We start from the raw sequence: 25,320 nt of genomic DNA on the forward strand, positions 1-25,320 counted from the left end.
CATTCTTAAAAAACTAAATTCCTTCATTCCACTTTATGATATAATAACTATGTTTTGGAAAACCTTAATACCAATAGGGTTTTATCATGAAAATACGAAAGAAACAATAAAAAAGGAGATGCTCATTTTTGCTAAATAAGTTTAAAAATCTACCTAAAGCGGTATATGCAATTTTGGCGCTTTCTTTCCTACTGCACGTTTTTTGTCTAGTAAAACAGCCAGGATTAGATGGAGAGTTAGTCAAAGTAACATATGGTGCAAATGATGCCTTTAACTATTCGTTAACAGCTGAACAATTATTAAAACATGGTGTATTTGGCTATGTTTATTTAGAACCTAGTGAAGTGCCTGGAAAAAATGCATACATCACACCAGGTCAGCCGCTATTATTAGCTGGTGCTATGATTATTTCTGATGTTACATCACTTCCTTACTATTACGTAGCAACTGTTATTAATATGATACTAAACCTTTGCACAGTGTTATTAGTATTCTTAATAGGGAAAGAGTTATTTGAAAAGAATATTTATGGAATTGTTGCGAGTATTTTATATGCTATTTATCCCAGTAACTATACATACTTCCGTACATTACTAACAGAAGTTCCTTCAATATTCTTATTATCGTTAAGCGTGTATGTATTTGTTCTCGCATGGAAATACAATAAAGCAAAATTCCATATATGGTTTGGAATTGTCGTTTCCATTTTACTTATGTTCCGCCCAAATCCAGCTCCAATGATGCTCATTCCTGTTCTTGTCGTCTTGTTCACATATGGATTTAAAGACTCAATTCGAATTGGATTATTATGGTTCATTGGCCCGTTCTTTATTATCGGTGCCTGGGTTGTTCGTAACTATTTAGCGTTCAATCAATTTATCTTATTCTCAACCCAAGGTGCGGACCCATTAATTGCCGGTGCAGATCCATTTAACAAAATTGGCTATGAAAATGTAGTTAACCAAATGAAAGCCCAGGGTTTAGATGATAAAAATGCATACGCAAAAGATTTAATCAAAAATGGATTTAAAACGGACTTCACATATTGGTTCTCTTGGTTCACTGTCGGTAAAACAATTGAATTATTCAAAACAGCTCCTGCTGTAGACCAATACCGTATTCATAACTTTATACAAATGTGTCATAGAGTCTTTATCATCGGTACATTCTTGAGCAGTTTCTGCTTCATGCTAAATTCATTTAAGCATAAGCGCGTTATGATGCTAGTAGCAAGTTCTGTTATTTACATCATCTTCTCAAACTTATTCTTAGCAATTAATCGCTACGGATTTTTCATTAACCCTCTTATGTGCTTAATTCTTGCATACGGGTTAGTTTACGCTGTGCAGAAGCTTCCATTTTTCCGCACTAGCCAAGCATAATAAAAAAAGAGGTTGTCCAAAAATGGACGACCTCTTTTTTTATTTATCCAACACTTTGAACACGGCCAATTTGTCCATCTTGTAATCGAACCTTAATTCCGTACGTATGTGTTTCCGTGTTTGTTAAAATATCTTTCACAACACCGCTCACTGTTTTACTATAATCTTTATCTAATTGAATAACTACATGTGAACCAACCGAGATTTGTGATCTTGTCGGTTTACCATCCGTTGCTTCTGTTGTTTTTTCTTGTTTTTGTGTTCTCTCTTGTCGTGCAGACTGTTGTTGCTGAATCTTCTGTTGCTCTTCTTGCTTACGTTTCTCTTCCTCTACTCTTCTTTGCTGCTCTTCTTGCTTACGTTTTTCTTCCTCTACTCTTTGTTGCTCTTCTTGCTTACGTTTTTCTTGCTCTACTCTTCGTTGCTCTTCTTGCTTACGTTTTTCTTCCTCTACTCTTTGCTGCTCTTCCTGCTTACGTTTTTCTTCCTCTACTCTTTGCTGCTCTTCTTGCTTACGTTTTTCTTCCTCTTCCTTTTGCTGCTCTTCTTGTTTGCTTTCCTCTTCTACCTTCTTATCTTCTTCAACTTTCTTCTCATCTATTTTCTGTTCTTCCGCTACCTTCAGCTTTTCCTCTTCATCTTTACAAGCTGTTAAAACAACTACACATAAGCCCGTAAGTAAAAATAATAATAATTTTTTTAACATTAAAAAATCCTCCTATATATACATTACAAATAATGACCTTTAATAGAATAACAAATATGTATGAATCCCTTTGTCGTAATTTGTCGTATATATTGGATTTCCCATGTAACACTACATGCTCCAAATAGAGAAGAACCTGTCGTGTGACAGGTTCTTCTCGTTATTTATTAGGATACGATGATTAGCATGTTTACTATACAAGAGGAAGCATCCATATTTTCCATATGATACTTACGATTACTATAAGTACAAAATCAAACAAATCTAATCTCGGACCCTTTTTCATAGTCATGTCTAGCCACATATGAATCCATTTCATTTCCTTATATTTATGAATATTTTTCTTTGCGAATCGGTAAGTGAGCACTTGCATGATGTAAATTCCAATTACACAAATAAGCAATAAGATGAGAAATTCAAACACAAAATTCCTCCCTATTTTTGAAGCGTTCTTTCTACTATATGGTTCTTCAAAACCCATTCCTCAAACTGAGCACTTCCAAACTCCCAGCTCAAATCACGAGCATTTACAGAAAAAACGTAATAACCGGCATATTCGTCCATAAACCGACCTGTCTCTATCTCCTCTTTCTGAAGACCGTATACTCCAAAATTAAAATACACATCCCACACGTCTTCATGCTTCCTCTTATAAGCAATCGATTCCATATCACATTCAGTTCCGAAATAATCAAGATGTAAATGTACGCTATCATCGTATTCGTAATCCATTTTATCACCCCTTATATTTGTACTTCTTTATTACCCGAAAAATTCCTGCTATCTATACTCACATATGGGCACTTACCTACATATTATGCTTGTAGATTGACTTCTAGGAGGTGTCATATAGTGAAAAAATTAATAACCGTTTTTTGCATCATGTTACTAGCTGTTTTCACATTCGCTGCTTGTAGTAGTACAAAGGAAAGTACGAAAGAACAAGCTCAAAAAATTCGCGTTGGCGAAGTTACACACTCTCTTTTCTACGCACCATTATATGTTGGAATTGAAAAAGGATTTTTTAAAGATGAAGGCTTAAATATTGACTTACAAACAACAGCTGGCGGAGATAAAACGATGACCACCCTTTTATCTGGCGGAATTGATATTGCTCTCGTTGGTTCAGAAACGTCTATTTATGTTCATCAACAAGGAGCAAAAGATCCTGTCATTAATTTTGCGCAGCTTACACAAACAGATGGTACATTTTTAGTTTCCCGTAAAAAATTAGACTCTTTTAATTGGAACGATGTAAAAGGCGTTACGTTTTTAGGACAGCGTAAAGGCGGCATGCCGCAAATGGTTGGTGAATACGTTTTAAAGAAAAATGGCATTGACCCTCGCAAAGATACGAACTTAATTCAAAATATCGAGTTTGCTAATATTGCAAATGCCTTTGCATCTGGTACGGGAGAATTTGTACAGCTCTTTGAACCGACTGCAAGTATACTTGAAAAAGAAGGAAAAGGTTATATCGTCGCGTCTTTCGGAGCTGAATCTGGTACTGTCCCTTATACAACGTTTATGGCAAAAGAAAGTTTCTTAAAGAAAGATAAAGCTGCTGCAGAAAAATTCACGCGCGCACTATATAAAGCGCAGCAATGGGTTGATACACATAGTCCAGAAGAGATTGCCGATGCCGTTTCACCACTATTTAAAGACACTTCAAAAGACATTTCAGTAAAAGTAATTGAGCGCTACAAAAAACAACATTCTTATGCGACAAATCCATTATTAGATGATGCAGAATGGAAACAACTCCAAACGATTATGAAAGAATCTGGTGAATTACAAAAAGAAGTTCCACATGAAGCGCTCGTCAATACAAAAATTGCCGAAAACGTTATTAAGAAATAGAGGCGAAGTGTATGAGCTTTTTACAAATACGTAACGTTTCTCACTGTTTTTTTGCAAAAGAAAATGCCAAACTTATTCTTGAAGATATGAGTTTGCAAGTAGACGAAGGCGAATTTATTTCAATCCTTGGTCCAAGTGGTTGCGGAAAAACAACGCTCCTCTCCATCATCGCAGGGCTACTTGATCCAATTGAAGGTATCGTATTTTTAGATGGTGAACCGATTACAACTAAGACCCCCTCTATGGGCTATATGCTCCAGCAAGATTACTTGTTTCCGTGGAAAACAATTGAAGAAAATATTATGCTCGGACTTCATATTCGGAAGGTTTATGATGAAAATACGAAAGAACATACATTAAAGCTTTTAAAACAAGTCGGCCTATATGATATAGAACAGCAATACCCTCGTGAACTATCCGGTGGTATGCGCCAACGTGCTGCACTCGTTCGAACATTAGCGACCGACCCAAAAATTTTATTGCTAGATGAACCATTTTCCGCTCTTGATTATCAAACAAAATTAAAACTAGAAGATCTCGTCTTCACATTACTACGTAACTATAAGAAAACATCCCTACTTGTGACACATGATATTGAAGAAGCAATTGCGATGAGTGATCGTATTTATTTGCTGCAGGCGAACCCTGGAAAAATTGCAAAAACGTTCATCGTCCCAGAAAGTATTCGTTCCTTATCGCCATTAGAAGCACGCCACCACCATGACTTCCCATCCCTCTTCCAAGAAATATGGAAGGAGTTGGAACGACTTGGATAATATAAAACAACTACATGAACAGTTTCGAAAAAAAGAAAGACAACATGCATGGTTAGCTCGCTCTTTACAACTTGTACTTCTTGTTCTTTTCTTTGCACTATGGGAAATAGCTAGTAACAAAGAATGGATTGATCCTTTACTCTTTAGCTCTCCTTCAAGTATTTGGTATCTCTTTTTAACGAAATGGATTGACGGTTCACTTTGGGTCCACATATGGACGACATTACTTGAAACAGGAGTAGGCTTCATTCTCGGAACTGTACTTGGGGCTATTATTGCTACTCTCCTTTGGTGGATGCCACTTTTGGCCCGCGTACTTGATCCTTATCTCGTCGTCCTAAATGCAATGCCAAAAGTTGCACTCGGTCCAATCATCATTGTTATTTTCGGTCCAAATATTTCATCCTCTATCGCAATGGGGGTAATCATCTCTATCATCATTACCATTCTCGTTATTTACAGCGCATTTCAAGAAGTCGATTCCAACTATATTAAGGTCATGGACACATTTGGCGCAAATAAATGGCAATGCTATAAGCACGTTATTCTCCCTTCATCTTTCCCTGCAATTATTTCAACGTTAAAAGTGAATGTTGGCTTATCATGGGTCGGTGTTATTTTCGGGGAACTCCTCGTTTCTAAACAAGGACTTGGCTATTTAATTAGCTATGGATTCCAAGTCTTTAACTTCACACTCGTCTTGCTCAGTGTATTGCTCACTTGCGTCCTCGCAACTCTTATGTATGTATTTGTCGAGGCATTTGAAAAACTCCTTATTGGAAAACGAAAAAAAAGCTGACTTAGAGCGATATGCTAGAGTCAGCTTCTTTCTCTTACCTTTTATCACACATTTTTGAATCATCTGCAATATTTCCATTAGCAACCGTAACTGTATGGAAACAATCTTTCACACGCACCGTAACGACATTATCTTTTCGATCAATAATATGATAATCATTAAACTCTTTATTTAATGCACTACGAATTTGCTCCCCTTCAAAAATCGGAAAACCGTGAGACATTACCCAAATGAGACCAGCAACAGCAAGAATCGTTTTCATACGTTTCATTACCTCCTCGAGAGTAAACTTATAGCCCCTATACTATGCGCATTATAATTGTGTCTAATTTGTGACGTTTTTATACTAATTCTATTTAAATGATTCAGTTCCTTCTTCTTTTTGAAAAAAGACAGAATTTTCAATTTTATCAACATAAAGAAACGCAAAGAACTATAATTCTTCACGTTTTCCCTTGGCTAAAATATATCGAACACATAATTCGCATTAGTGTCCACTTGGTTGTTCTATCGTTTTCGAAACATCATATAATCCCGCTAACACTTCCGCTCTCATTTTTACAAGCTCGGGGAATTGATAGAAGAAAGCAATTTTTTTATATTTTAATTCTGTTCCTTCTTTCACCTTTTTTGAATCTTGTAAAATAAACGCTGTAAATGTATCCGCAATATCCTCTGCTACATTTGTCGTCCCATACAGTGAAACAAACTCACCATGCTTTTCCTTAAAAAATTCAATTTGAGCTTCTTCGCTTTCTTCCACTTTCTTTTCTGTCCACTCCTGGTCAATTGGTTTCCAGAAAGAATTATAAAATTGATTTATATAAGAGCTCTCCTTCGCACATCCTTCTTGTAAGAAAAGAGATTTACATTTATTTTGGTATGATGAAATATCTTTATCTTCTTCAAAAGCCTTTAAGTACTTTTCATTTACTGGTATTTGTTTATGTCCCAGCGTCAATACGTGAGCCGTCTCATGTATTAATGTTTTCATCACTTGATCGATATTTACTGCAGAATCAAGCGTATCTAAACTAATGGTCCACTCTTTCGGATACTCCATACTCGGCATAACATGAGCCACAATTCCATCGTATCCATCTGTTACCATATCAAACTCTTTTATGTCAGTGCGATACTTAGCAGGAATAAGCGTGCTATACATCTCCCATAACGATTCATGATAATCCCTATCTTGACGTTGCTTTAATACTTCTTCTTTCGCGTCCTTATCCTCCGCAAAAGCCCTATTCAATCGTTTGCGATCTAGTTTATCGAAATAAGGATCTACAATTTCATCACCATCAATATAATAAGAAGCTAAAAAGAAATAATTTTCATCATCCTTTTTTTTCATTTCTGCTTCTTTCATATCGTTACTTGAATGTCCTTCTAAATCATAATCCTCTAGTACTTCAAGTTCTGCAAGCCCATCTATCTTTTTATATACTTTTTGAAGTGTTTTATCACCTATTTGTGTGCATTCTTCTGTCGTTTCGCACACATCTTTTTTCTCTCTTTTCGAAGTTTGCTCCGACATATCACATCCAGCTACTAAGCCCATTGAAATCATAAAACACATTAACTTGCCATACAGTTTCTTCATACGCCCCTCCATTATTCCATTCTACAAAAATATCATAATCATTTTTTAACGAATATGCGATAATTAATTATAAAAACTGTATGGAGATTTCCCATGATTCGAGCAGTCTTATTTGACTTAGATGGAACACTATTAGATCGTTGTCAATCTTTAGAGCAATTTATTCGTGATCAATATAATCGCTTCGCCTTTCATTTGATAAACATAGAAAAATTCGAGTATTGCTCTCGTTTTCTCGAACTCGACAATAATGGTTACACGTGGAAAGATAAAGTATATTCCACTCTCCTTTGCGAATACAACATTACCACTTTAACGCAAGAGCAACTGCTACACGACTACATTACAAACTTCCAACATCATTGTATTCCTTTCCAAAACATGCATGAACTACTTCAACAATTAAAACAGCGAAACATTAAAATTGGTATTATTACAAACGGCTTTACTAAATTTCAGATGAGCAACCTTCGAGCACTAAACATACATACGTATACAAGCACGATTCTTGTTTCAGAAGCGGAAGGAATTAAAAAGCCTCACCCTGAGATTTTCGAACGAGCTTTGCAAAAGCTAAATGTTAAAGCAGAAGAATGTATTTACGTTGGAGATCATCCAGAAAATGATGTGCTTGGTTCTGAACAAGTAGGGATTCTTGGCGTTTGGAAGAGAGATTCATTTTGGGGTGACTTTGAACATTCACGTGTCGTGGATGATTTATTAGAGGTGCTTTCGTTTTTAGAGGTGGAAATAAAAAAAACATAAAGCAGTCCAAAGAACCACTCTACGGAAGAGAGGTTCTTTGGACTGCTTTACTCATAAACTGTAAACTGCGGTTTACTCGGATGATCTATCACTAGCGCATCATCTGGAAATTTTGAAACTTTTTGATATAAAGCAATGTCACCAATGCAGCCTGCTGTTAGTAGAATCCCTAGAAATGAGAGTGGCTCCAGATTCATAGCTAATCCCAATACAATTGGTAAAATTCCAGTTGGTAAAAATGGCAACATTAATACTTTCTTCATTTGCTTTACTGTAATTTCTTTTTTAGAATGAGCATATGCCACACCCAATTTCCAATTGACGCCCCATTTTAATTCACTCCACGGAACACCTCCGATATAGCGAAATCCTATTAAATGTAATGCCTCATGAATACAAACGAGAACAAGCATTGCGATAATAAAAAGAAACATGATCGGTAACGTAATTTCAATTTGAAACCCGCCTGAAAGAATTGTATGCAGATAACTAATTCCAATCGCCAGAGCGAATATTATAAAAAATGAATAGAAATTTAATTTAACCATTGAAACAGAAACTGTTGTTTCTTTTCTGTTATCCATCTTTTCCCCTCCTAACAAGTAAAGATATCCTCACAAAATTGTATAATATACCCAAATGTATATAAAGATATATTTACATTTATTCTTGAACGCAAAAAAAGAAACCGGCCACTTTACTTCGTAAAACAGCCGATTTCTTCTATATGTTTCATCGTACGCGCTAATACATCATCGCGCATAATAAAGCTAAATTTTCTATCAGTTTTAATATTATCAGGAATGTCTTTTAATAAAACAGACCCTTTCGTTTCTTCGTAATGCGTATGTTGCTCTACCGCACTAATTGTTGCAAAATAAATGTTTTTAATGATTATTTTGTCTTTTCCGGATACTTTGTATTGCCCTAAGTAAGTTAAATCAGAAACTATGCCGCCGGTTTCCTCATGAACTTCTCGAACTGCCGCTTCTTCCGGTGTTTCCCCGAGTTCTACTTTACCACCTGGAAATTCAAGACCACGGCGTAAATGATGCGTTAATAACCATTGATCCCCGTACCGGCATACAACCCAAACATGCTTTGGCTCAGGAGAAAATGGGTAACGTTCAAACGATAATTGTACAGTGTTGTGGTAATAATCTTTAAATTTGTACATGCCATTACTCCCCTATTGATGATTACAAGTTTTTCCTACCACAAATTGTAGCATATTCTCGCTTTTCTGCATAATATTATCCAATTACAATCCATTGATTATTCCCATTTGTGCGACTAATTCTTTCGTTTCATGATTCCCTAGATCATAAATCATTTTATATGCTTTTTGTAGTTGTTCATCATATCGATCATTATTCGAATCGTGATGATACTCAACGAATGGAACGTGGGAGCGTACATACGAACCTAAGTCCTCTTCATACGCTTGATCAAAATACTCTCTTAACTCCGTAATCTCTTCGTCATTTGCATAAATTTCAAAATTATACGTATCCGCCGTCTTCACTTGCGAAATTTGACCATTTCCAACTGATATATAATATGTTTTTTTATTCTCCATGTAACACCCTTCTTTCATCCTTTTAATTTCTATTGTTTTCATCAATTACAAAATTATGTAAAATAAAGAAAAGGAGGGATTTCATGCTCAAAATATTAATTATCGGCATTATAATCGTACTGATCATATTAGTACTCTCCGTTATGACGATTAATAAAGGCTATTCTTACAAACATTCGATTGATAAACTAGAAGATAACCCTTACTCGAAAAATAATAAGGAGGAATCATAGTATGCTTCGTATACTTCGCATCGCAATCGCACTCACTGTGATAATTATGTCGGCAATTGGGCTCTATACAGGTCAAAATAACTTTCTACCACTTTCACAATTTCTATTAGGAGCTTTAATGTTTCTCATCGCAATTGAGCAAATAAAAAAGAAGGATTCAGGAACCGGATTTATTTGCATTGTTGCTGGAGCATTCTCTTGGATTGTTCTCATCATTACATACATAAAATAGAAGGAGGGTTCTTTATGCTAAAAGGAGTTCGAATTACTTTTTCACTTATCGCTTTATCTATAGCAATCTATGGTTTTATTGCTGGAAATAGAGGAATTATGCCTTATATGTTTATCTTTTTAGGCGGTATGGCTTTCATTGTAAGTATAGAGGAAATGATGGAACATAAAAAAGTAAGTAGTACGCTCGCTTTTTTAGTCGGTGCAGCAGTTTTATATCTAGGTATCTCAGAAATACTTCGTTAATTTGTCTATTTAAAGGAGGATTATATGTTAAAAAACATTCGAATTATAATAGCTACTATTGCCCTCATTCTCGCTCTACTTAACCTCTTTGCAAACCTCCCTATGCTTTTACCATTCGTATTTATCTTTTTAAGTATTATGTTTATCCTTTTTGGAATTGATGAAATAAAAGAGCAGCAAAAAGCAAAAGCATTTGTTTATTTTCTCGGTTCTGTCTTTATTTTATATGTTGGAGTGTCTAGTATACTTTCATAAAAGAAGAGCAAGTTTTCTCTTAACAAAATAAAAAAACTGCCCTTTCACAGGCAGTTTCACTTTATCCAAACACTTTCTCAAGTTCATCTTTATCTTGGCTTAGCCAGAAGTTCATTAAGCGTTGTGCTCCTTCTAAGTCGTGAAGCTTCGCTTGGCCACATTGTGTTTCATTTGCAGCTGGAATTTCTGTAATTTGAACCGCATCTTTTAATGTTAGTTCTAATAAATCAATGATTTCTCGAACCGTCGGTGTTCCGCTTACTACAAGATAATATCCTGTTTGGCAACCCATTGGTGAAATATCGATAATATCAAAATGCGGATAACGATCAATATATTTACGTAAATTAAATGCTAATAAATGTTCTAACGTATGAATAACATCTGGTTTCATTGCTTGTTTATTCGGTTGGCAGAAACGAATATCAAATTTATTTACAATACCGTCACTACCTACATTGTGGACTCCGCAATGTCTTACATAAGGCGCCTTTACAATCGTATGGTCTAATTCAAAGCTTTCTACTGATGGCATACAACATCTCTCCCGCTTTTAATTTAATTCCGTTATATCCAATATGATATAACGGAAATCGACATTAGTAAAGAATTATGTACTGTCGTGCTATAATACTTTAAGACTATGCTGAAAAGGAGACTATTATGAAACAGATTTTTATCGGTATTATACGCTTTTATCAAAAGTTCATTTCTCCGATGACACCGCCAACGTGCCGCTTTCATCCGACTTGCTCTCATTATGGATTAGAAGCGTTTCAAAAACACGGTGCCTTCAAAGGATTTTGGCTTACATGTAAGCGTATATTAAAATGTCACCCTTTCCATCCAGGAGGATTTGATCCTGTCCCAGATAAAAAGGATGACAAAGTAAATTCTTAATTTTCGTAACCATTTACAACTAAATCTAATTTTCCTGTGTCAGGATCTATAACAAGACCGTGAACAGGTACTTCTTCCGGAAGTAACGGATGGTTGCGAAGTATTGACACACTATGTTCTACACTTTCTTCTACACTAGAGAACCCTTGTAAGAATCTTTCTAAATCGATTCCAGAATAACGAAGTGTATCTAATTTCTCTTCTGTTACGCCGCGCTCTTTCATTTTTTCAATTGTACTGCTTGCTTGAATTTTTGCCATACCACAATCATGGTGACCGACAACACATACTTCGTCAGCTCCAAGCTCATATACAGCGACTAAAATACTACGCATAATACTTCCAAACGGATGTGAAATAACAGCACCTGCTACTTTAATAATTTTCACATCACCGTTACGCATATTCATTGCTTTCGGTAATAATTCAACAAGACGAGTATCCATACAAGAGATAATTACCATCTTTTTGTTTGGAAATTTCCCTGTTTCATACTCTTCGTATTTTTTCTCTTCAACAAATTTTTCATTGTATTGTAAAATCTCTTCTAATGACTTCATAGTAAAGAACCCTCTTTTCTCTCATTTACATTACATATGTAGTGTACCAAAATTTGAAAAACTCAAAAAGGATATTGCTTTATAGTAAAAAAAGGATATTTTCAGATAATCGACATAATTCTTTCAAAATATACACACACCTTTGTAACAAGTCTCACATACTTTAAACGTTTTTTCACTATAAACTGATTGTAGATAATGTAAAAAAGGAGTGAATATTTATTATGTCCGACGTTCTGTTACTAAGTCGTTTTCAATTTGCAATTACTATTTTTTATCACTTTTTATTTGTACCTTTGACAATCGGACTTGTTATTTTAGTAGCATGTATGGAGACTCAATACGCCCGCACATTGAATCCAACATACCGCAAAATGGCAAATTTCTGGGGTAAATTATTTACAATTAACTTCGTAATGGGGATTATAACCGGAATTACGATGGAATTCCAATTTGGAACAAACTGGTCTGAGTACTCCAAATATATGGGAGATATTTTCGGATCACCTCTCGCAATCGAAGCACTCGTTGCCTTCTTCTTAGAATCTACTTTCATGGGAATATGGTTATTCGGTAAAGACAAAATCTCACCAAAGTTCCGTGCTTTCTGTATGTGGATGGTTGCACTTGGAACAAATATTTCTGCCCTTTGGATTATTACAGCAAACGGCTTTATGCAAAACCCAGTTGGCTACGTCGTACGTAACGGCCGCGCTGAATTAAATGATTTCTGGGCACTTGTTACAAATCCATATGCGTGGAACATGTTCTTCCATACGGTAATTGGTTGTTATATCGTTGGTGCTTTCTTCGTTATGGCGATTAGTGCCTATCATTTATTACGTAAAAACGAAGTTGAATTCTTCAAAAAATCATTTAAATTTGGTTTAATGTTAGGTTTATTCGCTGCAACTGTTACACCGTTTATGGGTCATCAGTCTGGTGTATCAGCAGCTAAATACCAGCCAGCTAAAGGTGCTGCGATGGAAGCTGTTTGGGAAACTGGAAAAGGACAAGGATTCTCGATTGTTCAAATTCCTGATGTAAAAAACGAAAAAAACTTTGAATTCCTTACTATTCCGAAACTAGGAAGCTTCTTCTATACAAACTCATTTGATGGCGAAATTGTTGGTTTAAAAGATATCCCGAAAGATGAACGTCCAAATGTTAACCTCGTGTACTATAGCTTCCGCTTAATGGTTGCACTTGGCATGTTCTTTATGGCATTAACTTGGTACGGTTTCTATTTAAACCGAAAAGGAAAACTAGAAAACTCAAAACGTTATTTAAAAATTACAATGTGGTCTGTTTTACTTCCATATATCGCAATTAATGCTGGCTGGATTGTCGCTGAAGTAGGTCGTCAACCGTGGACAGTTTATAAACTAATGCGTACAGCAGAATCCGTGTCACCTATATCAGTTCCACAAATTTGGTTCTCATTAATTAGTTTAATATTGTTCTACACTTTACTCTTAATTGCAGACGTATACTTAATGCTGAAGTTCGCGAAAAAAGGACCCGCTGCATTAGAAGAACCTGCTACTGAAGGAGGTACAGCTCATGTCTCATGATATGCTTGCAATTATCTGGTTCGGTTTATGGGGTGTAATTTGGACAGTGTACTTCATTCTTGATGGCTACGCACTCGGTAACGGAATGATTTTCCCATTCGTTGCGAAAGACCGACAAGAACGAAATCAATTACAAGAAGCTATCGGCCCGTTCTGGGGTGGTAATGAAGTATGGTTAATTACAGCTGGTGGTGCAACATTTGCTGCCTTTCCAGTCACATATGCAAATATGTTTAGCTACCTATATACACCACTATTTTTAGTATTACTTGCACTATTTGCTCGTGCCGCTGGACTTGAATTTATGCATAAAGACGATTCACCAATTTGGCAAAAAACTTGTAAATGGGCATTTACAATTGGTAGTTTCCTAATCGCCTTCTTATTCGGTGTTACATTCGCTAACCTGTATTACGGGCTGCAAATCGGAAAAGATGGTTATGAAGGAACTTTACTTAGCTTACTAAACCATTATGGTATTTTAGGTGGTCTTTTCTTCACTGCTATATTCGTCGTATCTGGTGCCCTTTGGATTATGATTAAAACAACTGGCGAAGTATCTGATCGTGCTTATAAAATCGCAAGACCATTTTCAATGGCAGCTGCTATCATTTTAGCTATCTTCTATGTCGCAACTGCAAATCGTACAAATTTATTCCAAAACTTCACGGAATATCCTGTACTATTCATTCTTCCAGTACTTGCAATGTTAATGAGTGTACTCACACTTATTATGGTGTACAAACATAAAATCGGCCTTGCATTCACATTCGTTTGCTTAACAATCGCAATGTTTATGACAACTGGTTTTGCAGGTATGTTCCCAAGAATGTTACCATCTCGTATTAACGACGCTTATAGTACAACGTTATACAACGCAGCTGGTAGTCAATTAAACTTAAAAATTATGTTCTTCGTTGCAATCGTCATGGTACCAATCGTTATTGGATATCAGCTTTGGAGCTACAGCATATTTAAAAATAAAATTCATAAAGACTCTGCTAAAGGATATCACTAAAATAAAAAAGACACTTCGAGCGAAGTGTCTTTTTTATTTTACGTATGATTTTCGATAAGATGTTACATTTCTAATCTAACAACTATGATAAAGAAGAATCACTAACAGCTCACAACTAAATTGTATCACAGGGCAAGCACATCATTTTATGCAATTTTACATATAAAAATTATAACGTAGATTGAATTACTTGGTCATACACATCGTTATCCGTTACATCTGCCGTACTAATACCACTGAATGTCCTCACATTTAATCCGGTATTTGAAGATCCCGATCCATTATAAGCTTTCGTTTTTTCAATTGGATGTACGTTATATTTATCACCTAAGTTAATTGTCCCATTACAGTTCTCAATAATAACCCCTTCCACAATAGCTGGCATTTTATCACCTACTTTCATTTCGTTACTCCCATTCTATGAGAATCGCCTAAAAAAATAGCATGTGTGAATAAGAAAAAAGCACTCAGGCTGAGTGCTTTTTTCTTATTTACCGCTCTTCTTTCTCTCACAAGCAATTCCATCGCCATCACGATCTAAATGCTTACCGTAATACGGACTATCTCTTGTAATATCGTAAACTCCAGCATCATTTGCTTCTTTACAGTTAGCAAAGCGTTTTGGTTCTGGCTTTTGTTCCGGCTTCACCTCTGGTTGTGGTTGTTCTTGTCTTGCTCCTGGTCTTTCTTCAAGTGGTAATGTCGCGTTATATAAGAACTGAACATATTGCTCACGACTTACATGCATTCTAGGTGCGAATTTACCATCACCAGTTCCAGCTGTAATATAATTTGATTTAACTGCAGTAATCGCAGGATTCGCCCATCCATTTCTATCTACATCCGGGAAATTATGATCCCCTCTAATTTGCAATTGAAACCCTTTTGTTAAAATTTGTGCCATTTCATCGCGAGTTAACGAATCTTTTGGCCTAAAGTTCCCTGTGTCATCTCCAGCGAATACACCGATCTCTGTTAAAGCAAGAATCTCTTTTTTAAACTGAGTCGAACGATCAGTAACATCTTTATACGGATTATTATACTGTTCTTTTACTGCTGGCTTTAATTGACGGAACATAAGGGCTGCAACTTGCTCACGAGTTACATCATCACCAAATCCAAAAATCCCATTTCCATATCCAGCAACAATATTTTTATTTGCTAAGTCCATAATTGCCTTATAAGCCCAATGATTGTTTGGAACATCTTTAAACTCTATACTTGCCTGCGCTGTCCCGATTGAAGTAAATGCTGTAGTTGCAACAATTGCACCTGTTAAAAGTAATTTTTTAAATCCCATACTTAAGTCTCCTTCTTTTTCCATAATAACCATTTAACAATATAACAAATTATATAAATATAATTTGTCATATTCTGTCGAACACAAAAAAGAATCCAGCTGGATTCTTTTTTGCTAAGCATGAATAGCAATTTTGGAGACAGTTGACTTTTTCAAAAATTTATTAGGGGTAATATTTTGAAAAAGAAAGCCTTTCATATGTAGGTTAACACCACTGGAATATATAGTAAATTGATAATGTTTATACGGAAGATTGCTAATGTTTAGTATAGATAGTTTGCACTACGTTAATAGTGGAAATTATCTATACTAAGAAACAAAAAGACGCCTTTCAAGAAGACGTCCTTTCCCCTGTTTATATATACCCCATCCCGCTTTTTGTAAACACACACTAGAAAACAGAATCATGAATTGTTACAAGATTGTTAGGTACAAAAAGAGTAGAAGTAAATATTAATATAAAATTCTGCTTTATAGCGTGTATCCACAACTTATATTTTAATCCTCTTCCCTTGAAAATAAACATAATATGCATAATTACATACCAAAAAGAAAAAGACACTCCACAGAGTGCCTCTTCAACCATTTTACTTTTAATATATCACTTTGAATATATTTTACCATATTTAACTATATCGGTTATTGAGAAAATTCGAAATCGTTATTTTTTTATCAACATCTTCAAAATCATGTAATATTAAGGATGCAATAAAACATTATACAAATTGAGGTGTACTATATTTATGTTTTTCGGAATCATTCCTCTTATATTGTTTATTATTTTTCTTATCTCTTACTTAAAAGATCCACGAAAAATAATAAATGGCTTTTTATTTAATGCCTTTTTCTGTTCATTTCTATTATTTTGTGCAATCGCCTCGTTTGCATCTGGTAGTAACACTTTACATTTCATCGTTATTCTACCCATGTTAGCTCTACTTTTCATGATACCTTTTGGCATCGTTGCTCTAATGTTTGGACTATTTCTTAATGCGAGAATCTTGATGAGGCGTGAAGGAAGACGCTTTACAAACTCTTTAACTTTAATTGCTGCTTTAGGGATTTTATTCTGTGTACTAATCCCTATCATAAATCCAGCAAGTTTATTCTCAGAGCATTTTCAATTTATTTTTGCTGCTATTTCTCTTGTAACTATGTATTTCTTTATACATTTATCTAACTTCTTAAGCGCTTATTTTCTATACCAATTCAACAGACCGAGACGTAATCAAGATTTCATCATCGTTCTTGGTAGCGGCTTAATTAATGACAAAGTGCCACCCTTACTTGCAAGTCGCATTAATAAAGCAATCGACTTTTATTGGAAGCAAGCCGCTGTGAATACACCACCAACAATCATTTTCTCTGGTGGGCAAGGGCCTGATGAAGGTCTTCCGGAAGCAGAAGCGATGCAAAATTATGCTGTTGAAAAAGGAATTCCGCTTGAACATACGGTACAAGAAAATCGTTCTGTAAACACATATCAAAACATGTCGTTCTCTAAAGAAATTATGGATTCTTTAAAATCAGAAGGTAAGTATAAAAGTATTTTTACAACGAATAATTTCCATCTTTTCCGTGCTGGCATATATGCAAGACAAGCTGGCCTTAATAGCCAAGGAATCGGATCAAAAACAGCCTTTTATTACTGGCCTAATGCAATGATTCGCGAATATGTCGCAATTGTCGTTATGGGGCGTAAGCGCCATATGAAAATATGTGGAACTATTTTAGGTTTCGCTTTATTCCTAACAGTCGTTAGTTTTATACTTTCTTAACAACATCCCATCCTTTAAAAGGATGGGATTTCTTATACGAATTTCAAAAATATTTTAATGGTAATATGGTGATAATATCCCCTGCATACATCCATTAAAGGAGAATTTTTTCAAATTAAATGTTAAAATGGAATTTAGGTGTGAATTACGTAACAAATAAGAAACTAGTTTGAAACGAGGAAATTACATGAAGAAAATTGTCAAGAGTAAGCCCAATAAGCTGAAAATTGCTTCAAAAGCTTTGATGATTATTATTGGGGCATTTATCACAGCGTACGGATTAGAAGCTGTCTTAATTCCAAATAACGTATCCGACGGTGGTGTGACTGGTTTAAGTATCGTTAGTTCAAGATTATTTGGATTGCCATTAGGAGCTCTAATCGCAGTTATTAACATTCCTTTCGTTTGGTTAGGATATAAACAAATCGGTAAAAGCTTTGCAATTTATTCCATCATCGGGATTGCTTCATTAGCAATAGGTACCGTTGTCATGCACGGAATACCAGCTATTATTGAAGGCGATACACTACTCGTTACAGTTGTTGGTGGTATTATTATCGGTTTCGGTATGGGACTAGCCTTACGTAACGGCGGCGCATTAGATGGAATCGATATGCTAGCTGTATTACTTTCTCGTAAGTTACCTTTTGGAACAAGTGACCTTATTTTATTCTTAAATATGTTTGTCTTTATTTTTGTTTCAACAGTATTTGGTCTTCAAGGGGCTATCCTTTCGGCAATTGCTTACTTTATCGCTTCGAAAGTGATTCATATCGTTGAAGTTGGTTTAAGTGGTTCGAAAACATTTAAAATCATCACGAAAGAGCCTGAATTAATGGTAGAAACAATTCGCGATCGTTTAGGCCGAAGCGCAACGTATAACGAAGTATACGGTGGTTATTCAAGAGAGAAATTCAAAGAAATTTCTTGTGTAATTAACCGTTTAGAAGAAAGTAAAATGAAGGACCTGATTAATGAAATCGATCCTAATGCCTTTATTACAGTTTATGACGTAGCTGAAGTAAAAGGCGGTAACTTTAAGAAACGTGATATTCATTAATCATTATGAAAAAAGAGGGTGTGCCAAAATATTAGCACACCCTCTTTTTATTATGAAGTTGGTAAATCGATATTCCTTTTCGAATCGTTGATATATTTTGAGCTACGATAGATATAATCGAAAAACCGTTGATATATTTTACTCCCCCCATCTTCCCCCGCTTTTAATCCAATCGACGTACTTTTGAAAGGCGGGCACTTCATGCTGAAAGCGAAGCGGAACATATAGAAAGAGAGTACATGTACACAGTATCCATAGAATACCTACTATAAAGTGAAATTTCATCGTTGTGCTAATAAACAAACTGAGGAATAAGACGAGGAACATAATCAAACTAAACCTTTTATATATACTCATAATAATCTCCTCCTTATAACTTAATTGTACTAGCTATAAGGAATTAATTCCCATAATAAAAAGACCGAAAAGCAAATTCCACTTTTCAGTCTCTATACTATCTTCTCTTCATAATTTTCCCTGAACCGCCAACCCTTGTTTTCGGGGGCGACGTATTCTTTGGTGGGGTTTTAATGGATGATTTCGGCTTCACATCAGATCCACTCGAGCCACCCGGGTTTTTCGTAATTTTCCCTTTGCTTCCGGTAGAAGGCGGTGGCGTCTTGTTACTTCCTTTTTCCGTAATACTTCCTTTATCACCTACAGATGATTTCGGATCTACATTATCGCCTCGCTTAATAATAGATCCTTTCCCTTCCTTCGTAATTGGAGGCGGGGTTTTCTTTTCCTCTTTCGTAGGTGGTCTTTCCGGGATCACCGGTTTATGATTTTGTCTGTCATTATATCCGCGATAATCACCGTATGATGATTTGCGTGAACCGAATATATCGTTTAATATACTGCCCATGATATATCCTTGTAAGAAGGATGGTTGGTAATTTTGACGGACAAATTCTTCATTGCTTATTTCAATTAACGTATCAGATGGTTTCTCTTTATCCTTTTGTAAATTATACATTTTATCAGAATAAACGAGGAACATTTGATTTTCGTCTTCTTTAGATGCTTGCTTCGGTTTCCTTTCGGCTATAAGTTCCTTTGCAACTTCAGGAACTGACCGATTGGCGGCCCTATACACGTAAGATTCTTGTTTACCATCCTTTGCGACAGACTCTAGTGGGTAACGGTCCTGAATTGACTTCGCCTGACCACTTTGACAGCCCGATAAAGCATAACCGGCAATAACAAGTAATGTAACGATAGCAAGTATAGGGATCACGAACGATTTAATCATGGTAAACAATCGGTTTGACATGATTACGCCCCCCTTATGTTGCTCTTATGATTTGTACATCAGCAGGAATAATTACTTCTCCCTCATACATCATTGTGCGACCATTTTGCCATTCAACACGTAATAATTTGCGGTTATCAGATTGGAATTCCCATACGTACTGTTCTTCTGAAGCAGCGAATGGTGTTTTCCCCATAACAACAACACGTCCATTATATTGTTCTTCCATATGATACTCTATATCATCCATTTCAATCGTCGTCGGAATTTCATCGATTGAATCTAAACGACCATCAATCGGTGTATACAATTTGTAATACGTATTTTCACGGTCTTCGATTTTCAAATAACGAATATCTTTCCCATCCTGCAAAGTTAAAATAATCTCCTTGCGAGAATGCATGCTCGTTTTCCCAGTTAATTCGTACATGACTAACGAGACTTCAATCATATCGCCAGGAGCCAACGTTAAAAGACTCTTTTCTGGCTTCGGCGGCTCCGGACTCTTCATTATATTTTTAATACGTTTAAATAAACTCACAATCTACCCCTCCTTTTCTCTTTATAAACAAGCACCTAAAATAAGTGCACCAACGATATGTAATGAACCAGCTAACAACGCATGTGCTAAGCTGCCTTCTTTCGTTCCTTCTTCTAAATCTAAACCAGACATTTTCTTTAACACAAACTCAATGAACATTTCTACAATTAATAAAATAACGAATGAAACTGCTGAGGCAAGAAGCGCTTGCCATAAGTCATTCGCTTTCGTTATAGATTGAGATAAAATGTATCCTTGCGCAAATAATTTCATAACGAAACGCGTTGCCACTGCTGTATTTCCATTTTTCATTTCTTTTAAATCATTGTATTTTGTAAAAATCGAATCAACCCACATAATTGCAAATAAAAGTACCGCACTCGCTCCAGTCCATACAAGCATAGCTAAAACATTCATCCACGTCATTACAAAACCTCCTCTAAAAAAGTAATAGAAAACCGACATGAATTCTCTTCAGACATGTCGGTTTCTTTGTCTATTCTATATTATTTCTCGTACTGCTTCATAATACGAGCTAATTCATCGTCAACAACAGAATTTTTGTTTAAGCTTGCGAATTCATCATCTAACGACTTTTCTTTCTTGTAAATTTCACCGCTTGCTTCTGCTTCAGCCTCTAATTGAAGTGCTTTCTCTTCCATACGGCTTAAACCAGCTTTTGCTGAATTTGAATCAAATCCAGACATCGCCTGATTAATATTCTTTTGTGCTTTCGCTGCATTTACACGTGCAACAAGTGTTTCACGTTTATTTTTCAGCTCTGTTAATTGCTTACGCATTTCTTCTAGCTTAAGACGAAGGTTATCAGCAGCTGCTTTGTTTTGCTCATAGCTCGCTTTATACTCATTCATCTTTTGCTCTGCATTTTGTTTTTCTTCTAAAGCACGGCGCGCAAGATCTAAGTTGCTAGCTTGAACAGCCATATGAGCTTGCTCTTCACGTTTTTTCACAAGTGCTTCTTGCTCTTCAAATAATATTTTGAATTTCTTCTCAAGTGCGATTTGAGCTGCTACACTTTTCTCAGCTTCTTGTACATCCGCTTGCATATCGCGTAAATATTGATCCGTCATCTTAACTGGATCTTCAGCTTTTTCAATTAATGAATACACATTCGACATTGTTAAATCTCTTAATCGTTTAAATACAGACATCCAAATTCCTCCTATGATATACCTCATATTTCAAATTCACTACTTGGAAAATTAAAAATCTCCCTTTTCAGTAAGAATATTCATTTTTACAACCTATGTGTTTATTATAACAAAACTAAGATGTCCTTACATGTTATTTCCAAAATACAACTAATATAATATGACATTCCAGATATAATATTGTATTCCTACTATATCCTTATTATTTCTGCCTCCAAAATTAACTTATTTTTGCGCGATTTCACTAAATTACATAATTGTAATGTTACTGTAAGCTAACTCGATAGTTACGTTTCAATATTTCTTATACACTAATACCAGAAGCAACGGAATAGCAAAAAAGCTTCTCATACTGTAAGGACTAATACAAAAACTGTATTTACTATAAAACATATAAAAAGGAGAAATCATCATGAAAAAATTAGTAGGAATCGGGTTAGCAGCAGCAATTTCATTCGGAGCATTATCAGGTTGTTCTTTATTAGGAGAAAAAGCGAACGGCTTAGTATTATACGGAACGGAAGATCAAGTTCAGCAAATCGCAGATAAAAACAAAAAAGATGTAAAAGAAAAAGATGTATATAAAATGAAAGTTGCAACACTTGAAGGTAAAAAAGTGCTTGTAATGGATAAGAAAACTGGTGAAGAACTCGTTAAGAAAGAACTACTTAAAAAAGTCGATAAAAATGATGATACAAAAGCAATTGATAAGTTACCAGCTGTAACAGCAGAGCAAGGTATATTATTTGCAAAAGAGAAAGTTGAAAATGCTACACTTGATGGAGCGAAATTAAAATATGAAGGTAACACAATTATCGGTGACGGCCGTTCTTATGGAGATATGTTTGCCATCGTTGATGACGCAGCATATGGAAATGTAAAAGGTGAAGAAAAATCTGTAGGTATTCTAAAATTTGATAAAGACCCTAGCAAAGAATTACCTGGAGCAAATGGAGTAGAAGCATCACAACTTGTAAAAATTAAAAAGTAAACAAAAAAGCTTTGCGAAATTCGCAAAGCTTTTTTCTATTTCTGAGCAATTTGCTCCATATCTGGACTACAAGTTTGCGACTGACATGACTTACTTAAAGAGCATGCTGCGCATTTTCCCTTTTTACTTCTCTTTACAAAATTAACTAACGTATATGCTGCATAACCAAAAATGATAGCTCCAATTATAATATTGACCATCACCGCGATACATCTCCTTCTAGAATCCGAGTAAGGACCCAACTTGGTATATAATGAGCGTTAATACATAAGCAACAACGAGCGGATAAACGACAGAGAAAACTGTCCATTTCATCGACCCTGTTTCACGTTTAATAACAGCTACTGTCGCTAAGCACGGAACATATAATAAAATAAAGAACATAAATGCATATGCTGATAGCGCAGTATAATGTGCTCCCATTACATTTCCTAGCACATCTTCTTTAACCGCATAAATAATTGCCATCGTAGAAACGACAACTTCTTTCGCTAAAAATCCTGTTAAAAGGGATGCCGCAGCTTGCCACGTTCCAAAACCGAGCGGTGCAAAAAGTGGTGCAATAAATCCACCAATCATCGCTAAGAAACTGTCTCCCATATCAACACCAAATCCTGATGGACCTGCATAGTTTAATAACCAAATGACAACAGAACCACCGAAGATGAATGTACCCGCTTTACGAACAAATCCTTTACCTTTCTCCCACGTGCTGAGCCATAACGTTTTCGCTTGCGGCACACGGTAAGGTGGTAGTTCAATTACAAAAATAGATTTTTCTGTTTTTAAAATAGTAAGAGACATAATCTTTGTAACGAGTAATGCAAGAACAATCCCTGCGATATATAAAGAGAACACAACAGTCGCCTGACTATGAGGGAAGAAAACTCCCGCAAATAGTGCATATACAGGTAAACGTGCCGAACAAGACATAAACGGTGTTACAAGAACTGTAAGTAACCTTTCTTTTTCTTGTTCAATCGTTCTCGCTGCCATAATACCTGGAACGTTACATCCAAAGCCGATAATCATCGGAATAAATGCTTTTCCGTTTAAACCGAAAAACTCCATAATTCTATCCATAACAACTGCAATTCGTGCCATATATCCTGAGTCTTCTAATAATGAAATGAAGAAGAATAGTGCAAAGATTTGTGGAACGAATACTAATACCGCACCAACACCAGCAATAATACCTTCTGTAACGAGTGCTTGAATAAAGTCAGAAGCCCCAACACTTGTGAGCCCAGCTGTAACCCAATCAGTAAGTTGTCCGCCAAAAAATCCATCAAGCATATCAGATAAAGGTGTACCAATCCACGTAAACGTAACCTGAAAAATAAAAAACATAACTGCTAAAAAGATTGGAAGTCCTAAAATTTTATGCGTAATTAACCTATCAATTTTTTCTGAAAAAGGAATTTTTCCTTCTTTCTCATGTTGCATAACATTTGTTTTTAACTTTTCAATATACGCTTCACGAGTCTTGTAAATGTGCTCTTCCAACGTACAATCAAGTTTTCCATCTAAACGAGATCGAATGGCTATAAGTTCCTTATAAATTGGTAATGCTTTCATTTCTTTTTCTACTACTTCGTTATTGCTTAAAAATTGAAGGGCTAACCATCTCGGATGCTCATAATTCACTGTCTCTAAAAGAGCGATTACCTCTCCAATTCCTTCATCCATTTGTACACCATATGAAATAATGAATGGCTTTTTCTCTTTTTGTTTCTCTTCATGAAGAGTAGTAAGTAATTCTTCACAGCCTTTTCCGGTTCTTGCGATGACAGGAACGACTGTTACACCTAATATTTCTGATAGCCGTTTTACATTAATCACAATTCCTCTTTGCTTTGCCACATCAATCATATTTAAACCAATTGAAACGGGCTTACCAAATTCAAGTAATTGCAATGTTAAATGCATATTTCGCTCAAATTGAGAAGAATCCACTATATTTAACATATGATGAAATTCATCTGTTAGTAGAAAATTCGTAACGACACCTTCATCACGTGAAACTGGATTCAAATCATAAACGCCTGGTAAATCAATTAATGTTCCTTGCTTATCTTTTAATTTACCAACCTTCTTTTCTACTGTTACACCGCTCCAGTTTCCTACATATTCATAAGAACCAGTAAGTGCATTAAATAATGATGTTTTCCCTGTATTCGGATTCCCTAGCAAAGCAACCTTATTCACGCTAATTCCACCTTTATCATTTTCGCGTCACAATGACGAATACTAATTAACTGCCCACGACACTCCAATGTACAAGGACCTTTAAACATTGCTTTCTGTTTTATGCGAAGCTCGCTTCCTTCCGCCAGACCAAAAGCAGCTAATCTACGCTTTAATAACTGATCTAACGACTGAATACTTTTTACTAACACTTTCTCACCAATTTTAATATCTACTAAGCTCATAACCTTCCCCCTCAGAAGAGAATGATAATTATTTTCAAAGAAATTATATCATACTCTATTTCACTTGGACTATATCTTTTTGCTTCATATTTATTAACATTTCAATACAATTATATTTCAATAATTGTCATACAAAGTATATTTGCCATTCTCATCCATTTCACTTACAATAAACAATAACAAATAAAGAATCTCGTTATCACAGGGGGAGCCTTACCGCTGAGAGGGAACCATTCGTTCCGACCCTTTGAACCTGTTAGTTAATGCTAACGCAGGAATTGTGCAAACGTCCGAAATACATACC

Annotated in this window: 35 protein-coding genes and 1 riboswitch; of the genes, 15 read left to right on the plus strand and 20 right to left on the minus strand. The window is 35.6% G+C overall.

Features of this window, described 5'->3' with window-relative positions:
- Window positions 1-128 precede the first annotated feature (128 nt).
- Window positions 129-1,382 (plus strand): glycosyltransferase family 39 protein, encoded by a 1,254-nt coding sequence (locus NSS97_RS24210; protein WP_060750080.1) that lies wholly within the window; start codon window positions 129-131, stop codon window positions 1,380-1,382.
- A 43-nt stretch (window positions 1,383-1,425) separates the two neighbouring features.
- On the opposite strand, the gene NSS97_RS24215 is transcribed toward NSS97_RS24210, so the two are convergent.
- The 3 genes from NSS97_RS24215 to NSS97_RS24225 form a co-directional block, all read right to left on the minus strand.
- Complete coding sequence (locus NSS97_RS24215) at window positions 1,426-2,088, minus strand: YwbE family protein (RefSeq protein ID WP_107887324.1); 663 nt, start codon at window positions 2,086-2,088, stop codon at window positions 1,426-1,428.
- A gap of 193 nt (window positions 2,089-2,281) precedes the next feature.
- Complete coding sequence (locus NSS97_RS24220; protein WP_002034470.1) at window positions 2,282-2,512, minus strand: hypothetical protein; 231 nt, start codon at window positions 2,510-2,512, stop codon at window positions 2,282-2,284.
- 11 nt (window positions 2,513-2,523) lie between these two features.
- The gene (locus NSS97_RS24225; RefSeq protein ID WP_044443916.1) at window positions 2,524-2,820 is read right to left on the minus strand and encodes a DUF3986 family protein; all 297 of its coding nucleotides are present in this window, start codon (window positions 2,818-2,820) and stop codon (window positions 2,524-2,526) included.
- A gap of 120 nt (window positions 2,821-2,940) precedes the next feature.
- On the opposite strand from NSS97_RS24225, the gene NSS97_RS24230 reads away from it, so the two are divergent.
- The 3 genes from NSS97_RS24230 to NSS97_RS24240 are packed head-to-tail and all read left to right on the plus strand — an operon-like array spanning window position 2,941 to window position 5,523.
- Window positions 2,941-3,948: an ABC transporter substrate-binding protein gene (locus tag NSS97_RS24230; protein WP_131929185.1), complete on the plus strand. Its 1,008-nt coding sequence runs from the start codon at window positions 2,941-2,943 to the stop codon at window positions 3,946-3,948.
- 11 nt (window positions 3,949-3,959) lie between these two features.
- On the plus strand, window positions 3,960-4,724 hold the full coding sequence (locus NSS97_RS24235; RefSeq protein ID WP_016102906.1) for an ABC transporter ATP-binding protein: 765 nt from the start codon (window positions 3,960-3,962) through the stop codon (window positions 4,722-4,724).
- Window positions 4,717-5,523 carry an ABC transporter permease gene (locus NSS97_RS24240; protein WP_044443908.1) on the plus strand — a complete coding sequence of 269 codons (807 nt, stop codon included), beginning with the start codon at window positions 4,717-4,719 and terminating at the stop codon, window positions 5,521-5,523. Before NSS97_RS24235 ends, NSS97_RS24240 begins: the two co-directional genes overlap by 8 nt.
- A 34-nt stretch (window positions 5,524-5,557) precedes the next feature.
- On the opposite strand, the gene NSS97_RS24245 is transcribed toward NSS97_RS24240, so the two are convergent.
- Together NSS97_RS24245 and NSS97_RS24250 are read right to left on the minus strand one after the other, a co-directional pair.
- Complete coding sequence (locus tag NSS97_RS24245; protein ID WP_002129567.1) at window positions 5,558-5,785, minus strand: hypothetical protein; 228 nt, start codon at window positions 5,783-5,785, stop codon at window positions 5,558-5,560.
- Window positions 5,786-6,010: 225 nt separating this feature from the next.
- Complete coding sequence (locus NSS97_RS24250; protein WP_341114217.1) at window positions 6,011-7,129, minus strand: recombinase family protein; 1,119 nt, start codon at window positions 7,127-7,129, stop codon at window positions 6,011-6,013.
- Window positions 7,130-7,222: 93 nt separating this feature from the next.
- On the opposite strand from NSS97_RS24250, the gene NSS97_RS24255 reads away from it, so the two are divergent.
- Complete coding sequence (locus tag NSS97_RS24255) at window positions 7,223-7,894, plus strand: HAD-IA family hydrolase (RefSeq protein ID WP_107887321.1); 672 nt, start codon at window positions 7,223-7,225, stop codon at window positions 7,892-7,894.
- A gap of 47 nt (window positions 7,895-7,941) precedes the next feature.
- Here the strand turns inward: NSS97_RS24255 and NSS97_RS24260 are convergent, their stop codons facing one another.
- The 3 genes from NSS97_RS24260 to NSS97_RS24270 form a co-directional block, all read right to left on the minus strand.
- The gene (locus tag NSS97_RS24260; RefSeq protein WP_107887320.1) at window positions 7,942-8,478 is read right to left on the minus strand and encodes a DUF3267 domain-containing protein; all 537 of its coding nucleotides are present in this window, start codon (window positions 8,476-8,478) and stop codon (window positions 7,942-7,944) included.
- Window positions 8,479-8,591: 113 nt separating this feature from the next.
- A complete protein-coding gene (mutTA, locus tag NSS97_RS24265; RefSeq protein WP_002015736.1) occupies window positions 8,592-9,071 on the minus strand; it encodes an antimutator 8-oxo-(dGTP/GTP)ase in 480 nt (159 codons plus the stop codon).
- Between the two features lie 84 nt (window positions 9,072-9,155).
- The gene (locus NSS97_RS24270) at window positions 9,156-9,473 is read right to left on the minus strand and encodes a hypothetical protein (protein WP_002089150.1); all 318 of its coding nucleotides are present in this window, start codon (window positions 9,471-9,473) and stop codon (window positions 9,156-9,158) included.
- A gap of 83 nt (window positions 9,474-9,556) precedes the next feature.
- On the opposite strand from NSS97_RS24270, the gene ytzI reads away from it, so the two are divergent.
- From ytzI to NSS97_RS24290, 4 genes are read left to right on the plus strand one after another with little or no spacing between them, the layout of a single operon-like run.
- Window positions 9,557-9,706, plus strand: a complete 150-nt coding sequence (gene ytzI, locus NSS97_RS24275; protein ID WP_131929184.1) for a YtzI protein — start codon at window positions 9,557-9,559, stop codon at window positions 9,704-9,706.
- 1 nt (window position 9,707) lies between these two features.
- Window positions 9,708-9,938: a YczI family protein gene (locus tag NSS97_RS24280; RefSeq protein WP_002067811.1), complete on the plus strand. Its 231-nt coding sequence runs from the start codon at window positions 9,708-9,710 to the stop codon at window positions 9,936-9,938.
- Window positions 9,939-9,952: 14 nt separating this feature from the next.
- The gene (locus tag NSS97_RS24285; protein ID WP_107887318.1) at window positions 9,953-10,183 is read left to right on the plus strand and encodes a DUF3953 domain-containing protein; all 231 of its coding nucleotides are present in this window, start codon (window positions 9,953-9,955) and stop codon (window positions 10,181-10,183) included.
- Between the two features lie 24 nt (window positions 10,184-10,207).
- On the plus strand, window positions 10,208-10,438 hold the full coding sequence (locus tag NSS97_RS24290; RefSeq protein ID WP_341114221.1) for a YczI family protein: 231 nt from the start codon (window positions 10,208-10,210) through the stop codon (window positions 10,436-10,438).
- A 61-nt stretch (window positions 10,439-10,499) separates the two neighbouring features.
- On the opposite strand, the gene luxS is transcribed toward NSS97_RS24290, so the two are convergent.
- Window positions 10,500-10,973, minus strand: coding sequence for an S-ribosylhomocysteine lyase LuxS (gene luxS, locus NSS97_RS24295; protein ID WP_001141371.1), 474 nt, complete (start codon window positions 10,971-10,973; stop codon window positions 10,500-10,502).
- A gap of 128 nt (window positions 10,974-11,101) precedes the next feature.
- Between luxS and yidD the strand changes: the two genes are divergently transcribed.
- Complete coding sequence (yidD, locus tag NSS97_RS24300; protein ID WP_002112460.1) at window positions 11,102-11,338, plus strand: membrane protein insertion efficiency factor YidD; 237 nt, start codon at window positions 11,102-11,104, stop codon at window positions 11,336-11,338.
- Here yidD and NSS97_RS24305 read toward each other — a convergent pair.
- Complete coding sequence (locus NSS97_RS24305; RefSeq protein ID WP_002089163.1) at window positions 11,335-11,898, minus strand: beta-class carbonic anhydrase; 564 nt, start codon at window positions 11,896-11,898, stop codon at window positions 11,335-11,337. The two genes, yidD and NSS97_RS24305, sit on opposite strands and share 4 nt — an antisense overlap.
- Before the next feature lie 224 nt (window positions 11,899-12,122).
- Here NSS97_RS24305 and cydA point away from each other — a divergent pair, with 224 nt between their 5' ends.
- Window positions 12,123-13,472, plus strand: coding sequence for a cytochrome ubiquinol oxidase subunit I (cydA, locus tag NSS97_RS24310; protein WP_107887316.1), 1,350 nt, complete (start codon window positions 12,123-12,125; stop codon window positions 13,470-13,472).
- Window positions 13,462-14,490, plus strand: a complete 1,029-nt coding sequence (gene cydB, locus NSS97_RS24315) for a cytochrome d ubiquinol oxidase subunit II (protein ID WP_002129586.1) — start codon at window positions 13,462-13,464, stop codon at window positions 14,488-14,490. Before cydA ends, cydB begins: the two co-directional genes overlap by 11 nt.
- A gap of 169 nt (window positions 14,491-14,659) precedes the next feature.
- On the opposite strand, the gene NSS97_RS24320 is transcribed toward cydB, so the two are convergent.
- On the minus strand, window positions 14,660-14,893 hold the full coding sequence (locus NSS97_RS24320; protein ID WP_002015747.1) for a spore germination protein: 234 nt from the start codon (window positions 14,891-14,893) through the stop codon (window positions 14,660-14,662).
- Between the two features lie 84 nt (window positions 14,894-14,977).
- A complete protein-coding gene (locus tag NSS97_RS24325) occupies window positions 14,978-15,790 on the minus strand; it encodes an S-layer homology domain-containing protein (RefSeq protein ID WP_016092497.1) in 813 nt (270 codons plus the stop codon).
- Between the two features lie 743 nt (window positions 15,791-16,533).
- On the opposite strand from NSS97_RS24325, the gene NSS97_RS24330 reads away from it, so the two are divergent.
- Complete coding sequence (locus NSS97_RS24330) at window positions 16,534-17,568, plus strand: YdcF family protein (protein ID WP_107887315.1); 1,035 nt, start codon at window positions 16,534-16,536, stop codon at window positions 17,566-17,568.
- 187 nt (window positions 17,569-17,755) lie between these two features.
- Window positions 17,756-18,628 carry a YitT family protein gene (locus tag NSS97_RS24335; RefSeq protein WP_044443890.1) on the plus strand — a complete coding sequence of 291 codons (873 nt, stop codon included), beginning with the start codon at window positions 17,756-17,758 and terminating at the stop codon, window positions 18,626-18,628.
- A 138-nt stretch (window positions 18,629-18,766) separates the two neighbouring features.
- Here NSS97_RS24335 and NSS97_RS24340 read toward each other — a convergent pair whose 3' ends face one another.
- From NSS97_RS24340 to NSS97_RS24360, 5 genes are all read right to left on the minus strand, one after another.
- Window positions 18,767-18,985: a hypothetical protein gene (locus NSS97_RS24340; RefSeq protein WP_002167505.1), complete on the minus strand. Its 219-nt coding sequence runs from the start codon at window positions 18,983-18,985 to the stop codon at window positions 18,767-18,769.
- Between the two features lie 97 nt (window positions 18,986-19,082).
- Window positions 19,083-19,901 carry a DUF4247 domain-containing protein gene (locus NSS97_RS24345; RefSeq protein ID WP_002089171.1) on the minus strand — a complete coding sequence of 273 codons (819 nt, stop codon included), beginning with the start codon at window positions 19,899-19,901 and terminating at the stop codon, window positions 19,083-19,085.
- Between the two features lie 13 nt (window positions 19,902-19,914).
- Window positions 19,915-20,421, minus strand: coding sequence for a DUF4178 domain-containing protein (locus NSS97_RS24350; RefSeq protein WP_002015752.1), 507 nt, complete (start codon window positions 20,419-20,421; stop codon window positions 19,915-19,917).
- 21 nt (window positions 20,422-20,442) lie between these two features.
- Window positions 20,443-20,847: a DUF350 domain-containing protein gene (locus tag NSS97_RS24355; protein WP_107887314.1), complete on the minus strand. Its 405-nt coding sequence runs from the start codon at window positions 20,845-20,847 to the stop codon at window positions 20,443-20,445.
- Window positions 20,848-20,927: 80 nt separating this feature from the next.
- A complete protein-coding gene (locus NSS97_RS24360; protein WP_002015754.1) occupies window positions 20,928-21,593 on the minus strand; it encodes a PspA/IM30 family protein in 666 nt (221 codons plus the stop codon).
- A gap of 412 nt (window positions 21,594-22,005) precedes the next feature.
- Between NSS97_RS24360 and NSS97_RS24365 the strand changes: the two genes are divergently transcribed.
- Window positions 22,006-22,584 (plus strand): lipoprotein BA_5634 family protein, encoded by a 579-nt coding sequence (locus NSS97_RS24365; RefSeq protein ID WP_341114230.1) that lies wholly within the window; start codon window positions 22,006-22,008, stop codon window positions 22,582-22,584.
- 35 nt (window positions 22,585-22,619) lie between these two features.
- Here NSS97_RS24365 and NSS97_RS24370 read toward each other — a convergent pair whose 3' ends face one another.
- From NSS97_RS24370 to NSS97_RS24380, 3 genes are read right to left on the minus strand one after another with little or no spacing between them, the layout of a single operon-like run.
- A complete protein-coding gene (locus NSS97_RS24370; RefSeq protein WP_033708410.1) occupies window positions 22,620-22,787 on the minus strand; it encodes a FeoB-associated Cys-rich membrane protein in 168 nt (55 codons plus the stop codon).
- A 16-nt stretch (window positions 22,788-22,803) separates the two neighbouring features.
- Window positions 22,804-24,792, minus strand: a complete 1,989-nt coding sequence (gene feoB, locus NSS97_RS24375; protein WP_044443880.1) for a ferrous iron transport protein B — start codon at window positions 24,790-24,792, stop codon at window positions 22,804-22,806.
- A complete protein-coding gene (locus NSS97_RS24380) occupies window positions 24,789-25,016 on the minus strand; it encodes a FeoA family protein (RefSeq protein ID WP_000060510.1) in 228 nt (75 codons plus the stop codon). The genes feoB and NSS97_RS24380 overlap by 4 nt, the downstream gene beginning before the upstream one ends.
- Before the next feature lie 194 nt (window positions 25,017-25,210).
- A riboswitch (TPP riboswitch) is annotated at window positions 25,211-25,312 on the plus strand.
- Window positions 25,313-25,320: the final 8 nt, after the last annotated feature.

Origin of the sequence: Bacillus sp. FSL R12-0074, from assembly GCF_038005725.1 — a bacterium.
GTDB classification, from domain to species: Bacteria; Bacillota; Bacilli; order Bacillales; family Bacillaceae_G; genus Bacillus_A; species Bacillus_A mycoides.

Excerpts from the sequence above, each read along its gene's own strand:
- NSS97_RS24215 (WP_107887324.1), bottom strand. The coding sequence starts at position 2,088 with ATGTTAAAAAAATTATTATTATTTTTACTTACGGGCTTATGTGTAGTT.
- NSS97_RS24225 (WP_044443916.1), bottom strand. The coding sequence starts at position 2,820 with ATGGATTACGAATACGATGATAGCGTACATTTACATCTTGATTATTTC.
- NSS97_RS24235 (WP_016102906.1), top strand. The coding sequence starts at position 3,960 with ATGAGCTTTTTACAAATACGTAACGTTTCTCACTGTTTTTTTGCAAAA.
- NSS97_RS24245 (WP_002129567.1), bottom strand. The coding sequence starts at position 5,785 with ATGAAAACGATTCTTGCTGTTGCTGGTCTCATTTGGGTAATGTCTCAC.
- NSS97_RS24250 (WP_341114217.1), bottom strand. The coding sequence starts at position 7,129 with ATGAAGAAACTGTATGGCAAGTTAATGTGTTTTATGATTTCAATGGGC.
- NSS97_RS24255 (WP_107887321.1), top strand. The coding sequence starts at position 7,223 with ATGATTCGAGCAGTCTTATTTGACTTAGATGGAACACTATTAGATCGT.
- NSS97_RS24260 (WP_107887320.1), bottom strand. The coding sequence starts at position 8,478 with ATGGATAACAGAAAAGAAACAACAGTTTCTGTTTCAATGGTTAAATTA.
- mutTA (WP_002015736.1), bottom strand. The coding sequence starts at position 9,071 with ATGTACAAATTTAAAGATTATTACCACAACACTGTACAATTATCGTTT.
- NSS97_RS24270 (WP_002089150.1), bottom strand. The coding sequence starts at position 9,473 with ATGGAGAATAAAAAAACATATTATATATCAGTTGGAAATGGTCAAATT.
- ytzI (WP_131929184.1), top strand. The coding sequence starts at position 9,557 with ATGCTCAAAATATTAATTATCGGCATTATAATCGTACTGATCATATTA.
- NSS97_RS24280 (WP_002067811.1), top strand. The coding sequence starts at position 9,708 with ATGCTTCGTATACTTCGCATCGCAATCGCACTCACTGTGATAATTATG.
- NSS97_RS24285 (WP_107887318.1), top strand. The coding sequence starts at position 9,953 with ATGCTAAAAGGAGTTCGAATTACTTTTTCACTTATCGCTTTATCTATA.
- NSS97_RS24290 (WP_341114221.1), top strand. The coding sequence starts at position 10,208 with ATGTTAAAAAACATTCGAATTATAATAGCTACTATTGCCCTCATTCTC.
- luxS (WP_001141371.1), bottom strand. The coding sequence starts at position 10,973 with ATGCCATCAGTAGAAAGCTTTGAATTAGACCATACGATTGTAAAGGCG.
- yidD (WP_002112460.1), top strand. The coding sequence starts at position 11,102 with ATGAAACAGATTTTTATCGGTATTATACGCTTTTATCAAAAGTTCATT.
- NSS97_RS24305 (WP_002089163.1), bottom strand. The coding sequence starts at position 11,898 with ATGAAGTCATTAGAAGAGATTTTACAATACAATGAAAAATTTGTTGAA.
- cydA (WP_107887316.1), top strand. The coding sequence starts at position 12,123 with ATGTCCGACGTTCTGTTACTAAGTCGTTTTCAATTTGCAATTACTATT.
- cydB (WP_002129586.1), top strand. The coding sequence starts at position 13,462 with ATGTCTCATGATATGCTTGCAATTATCTGGTTCGGTTTATGGGGTGTA.
- NSS97_RS24320 (WP_002015747.1), bottom strand. The coding sequence starts at position 14,893 with ATGAAAGTAGGTGATAAAATGCCAGCTATTGTGGAAGGGGTTATTATT.
- NSS97_RS24325 (WP_016092497.1), bottom strand. The coding sequence starts at position 15,790 with ATGGGATTTAAAAAATTACTTTTAACAGGTGCAATTGTTGCAACTACA.
- NSS97_RS24330 (WP_107887315.1), top strand. The coding sequence starts at position 16,534 with ATGTTTTTCGGAATCATTCCTCTTATATTGTTTATTATTTTTCTTATC.
- NSS97_RS24335 (WP_044443890.1), top strand. The coding sequence starts at position 17,756 with ATGAAGAAAATTGTCAAGAGTAAGCCCAATAAGCTGAAAATTGCTTCA.
- NSS97_RS24340 (WP_002167505.1), bottom strand. The coding sequence starts at position 18,985 with ATGAGTATATATAAAAGGTTTAGTTTGATTATGTTCCTCGTCTTATTC.
- NSS97_RS24345 (WP_002089171.1), bottom strand. The coding sequence starts at position 19,901 with ATGTCAAACCGATTGTTTACCATGATTAAATCGTTCGTGATCCCTATA.
- NSS97_RS24355 (WP_107887314.1), bottom strand. The coding sequence starts at position 20,847 with ATGACGTGGATGAATGTTTTAGCTATGCTTGTATGGACTGGAGCGAGT.
- NSS97_RS24360 (WP_002015754.1), bottom strand. The coding sequence starts at position 21,593 with ATGTCTGTATTTAAACGATTAAGAGATTTAACAATGTCGAATGTGTAT.
- NSS97_RS24365 (WP_341114230.1), top strand. The coding sequence starts at position 22,006 with ATGAAAAAATTAGTAGGAATCGGGTTAGCAGCAGCAATTTCATTCGGA.
- NSS97_RS24380 (WP_000060510.1), bottom strand. The coding sequence starts at position 25,016 with ATGAGCTTAGTAGATATTAAAATTGGTGAGAAAGTGTTAGTAAAAAGT.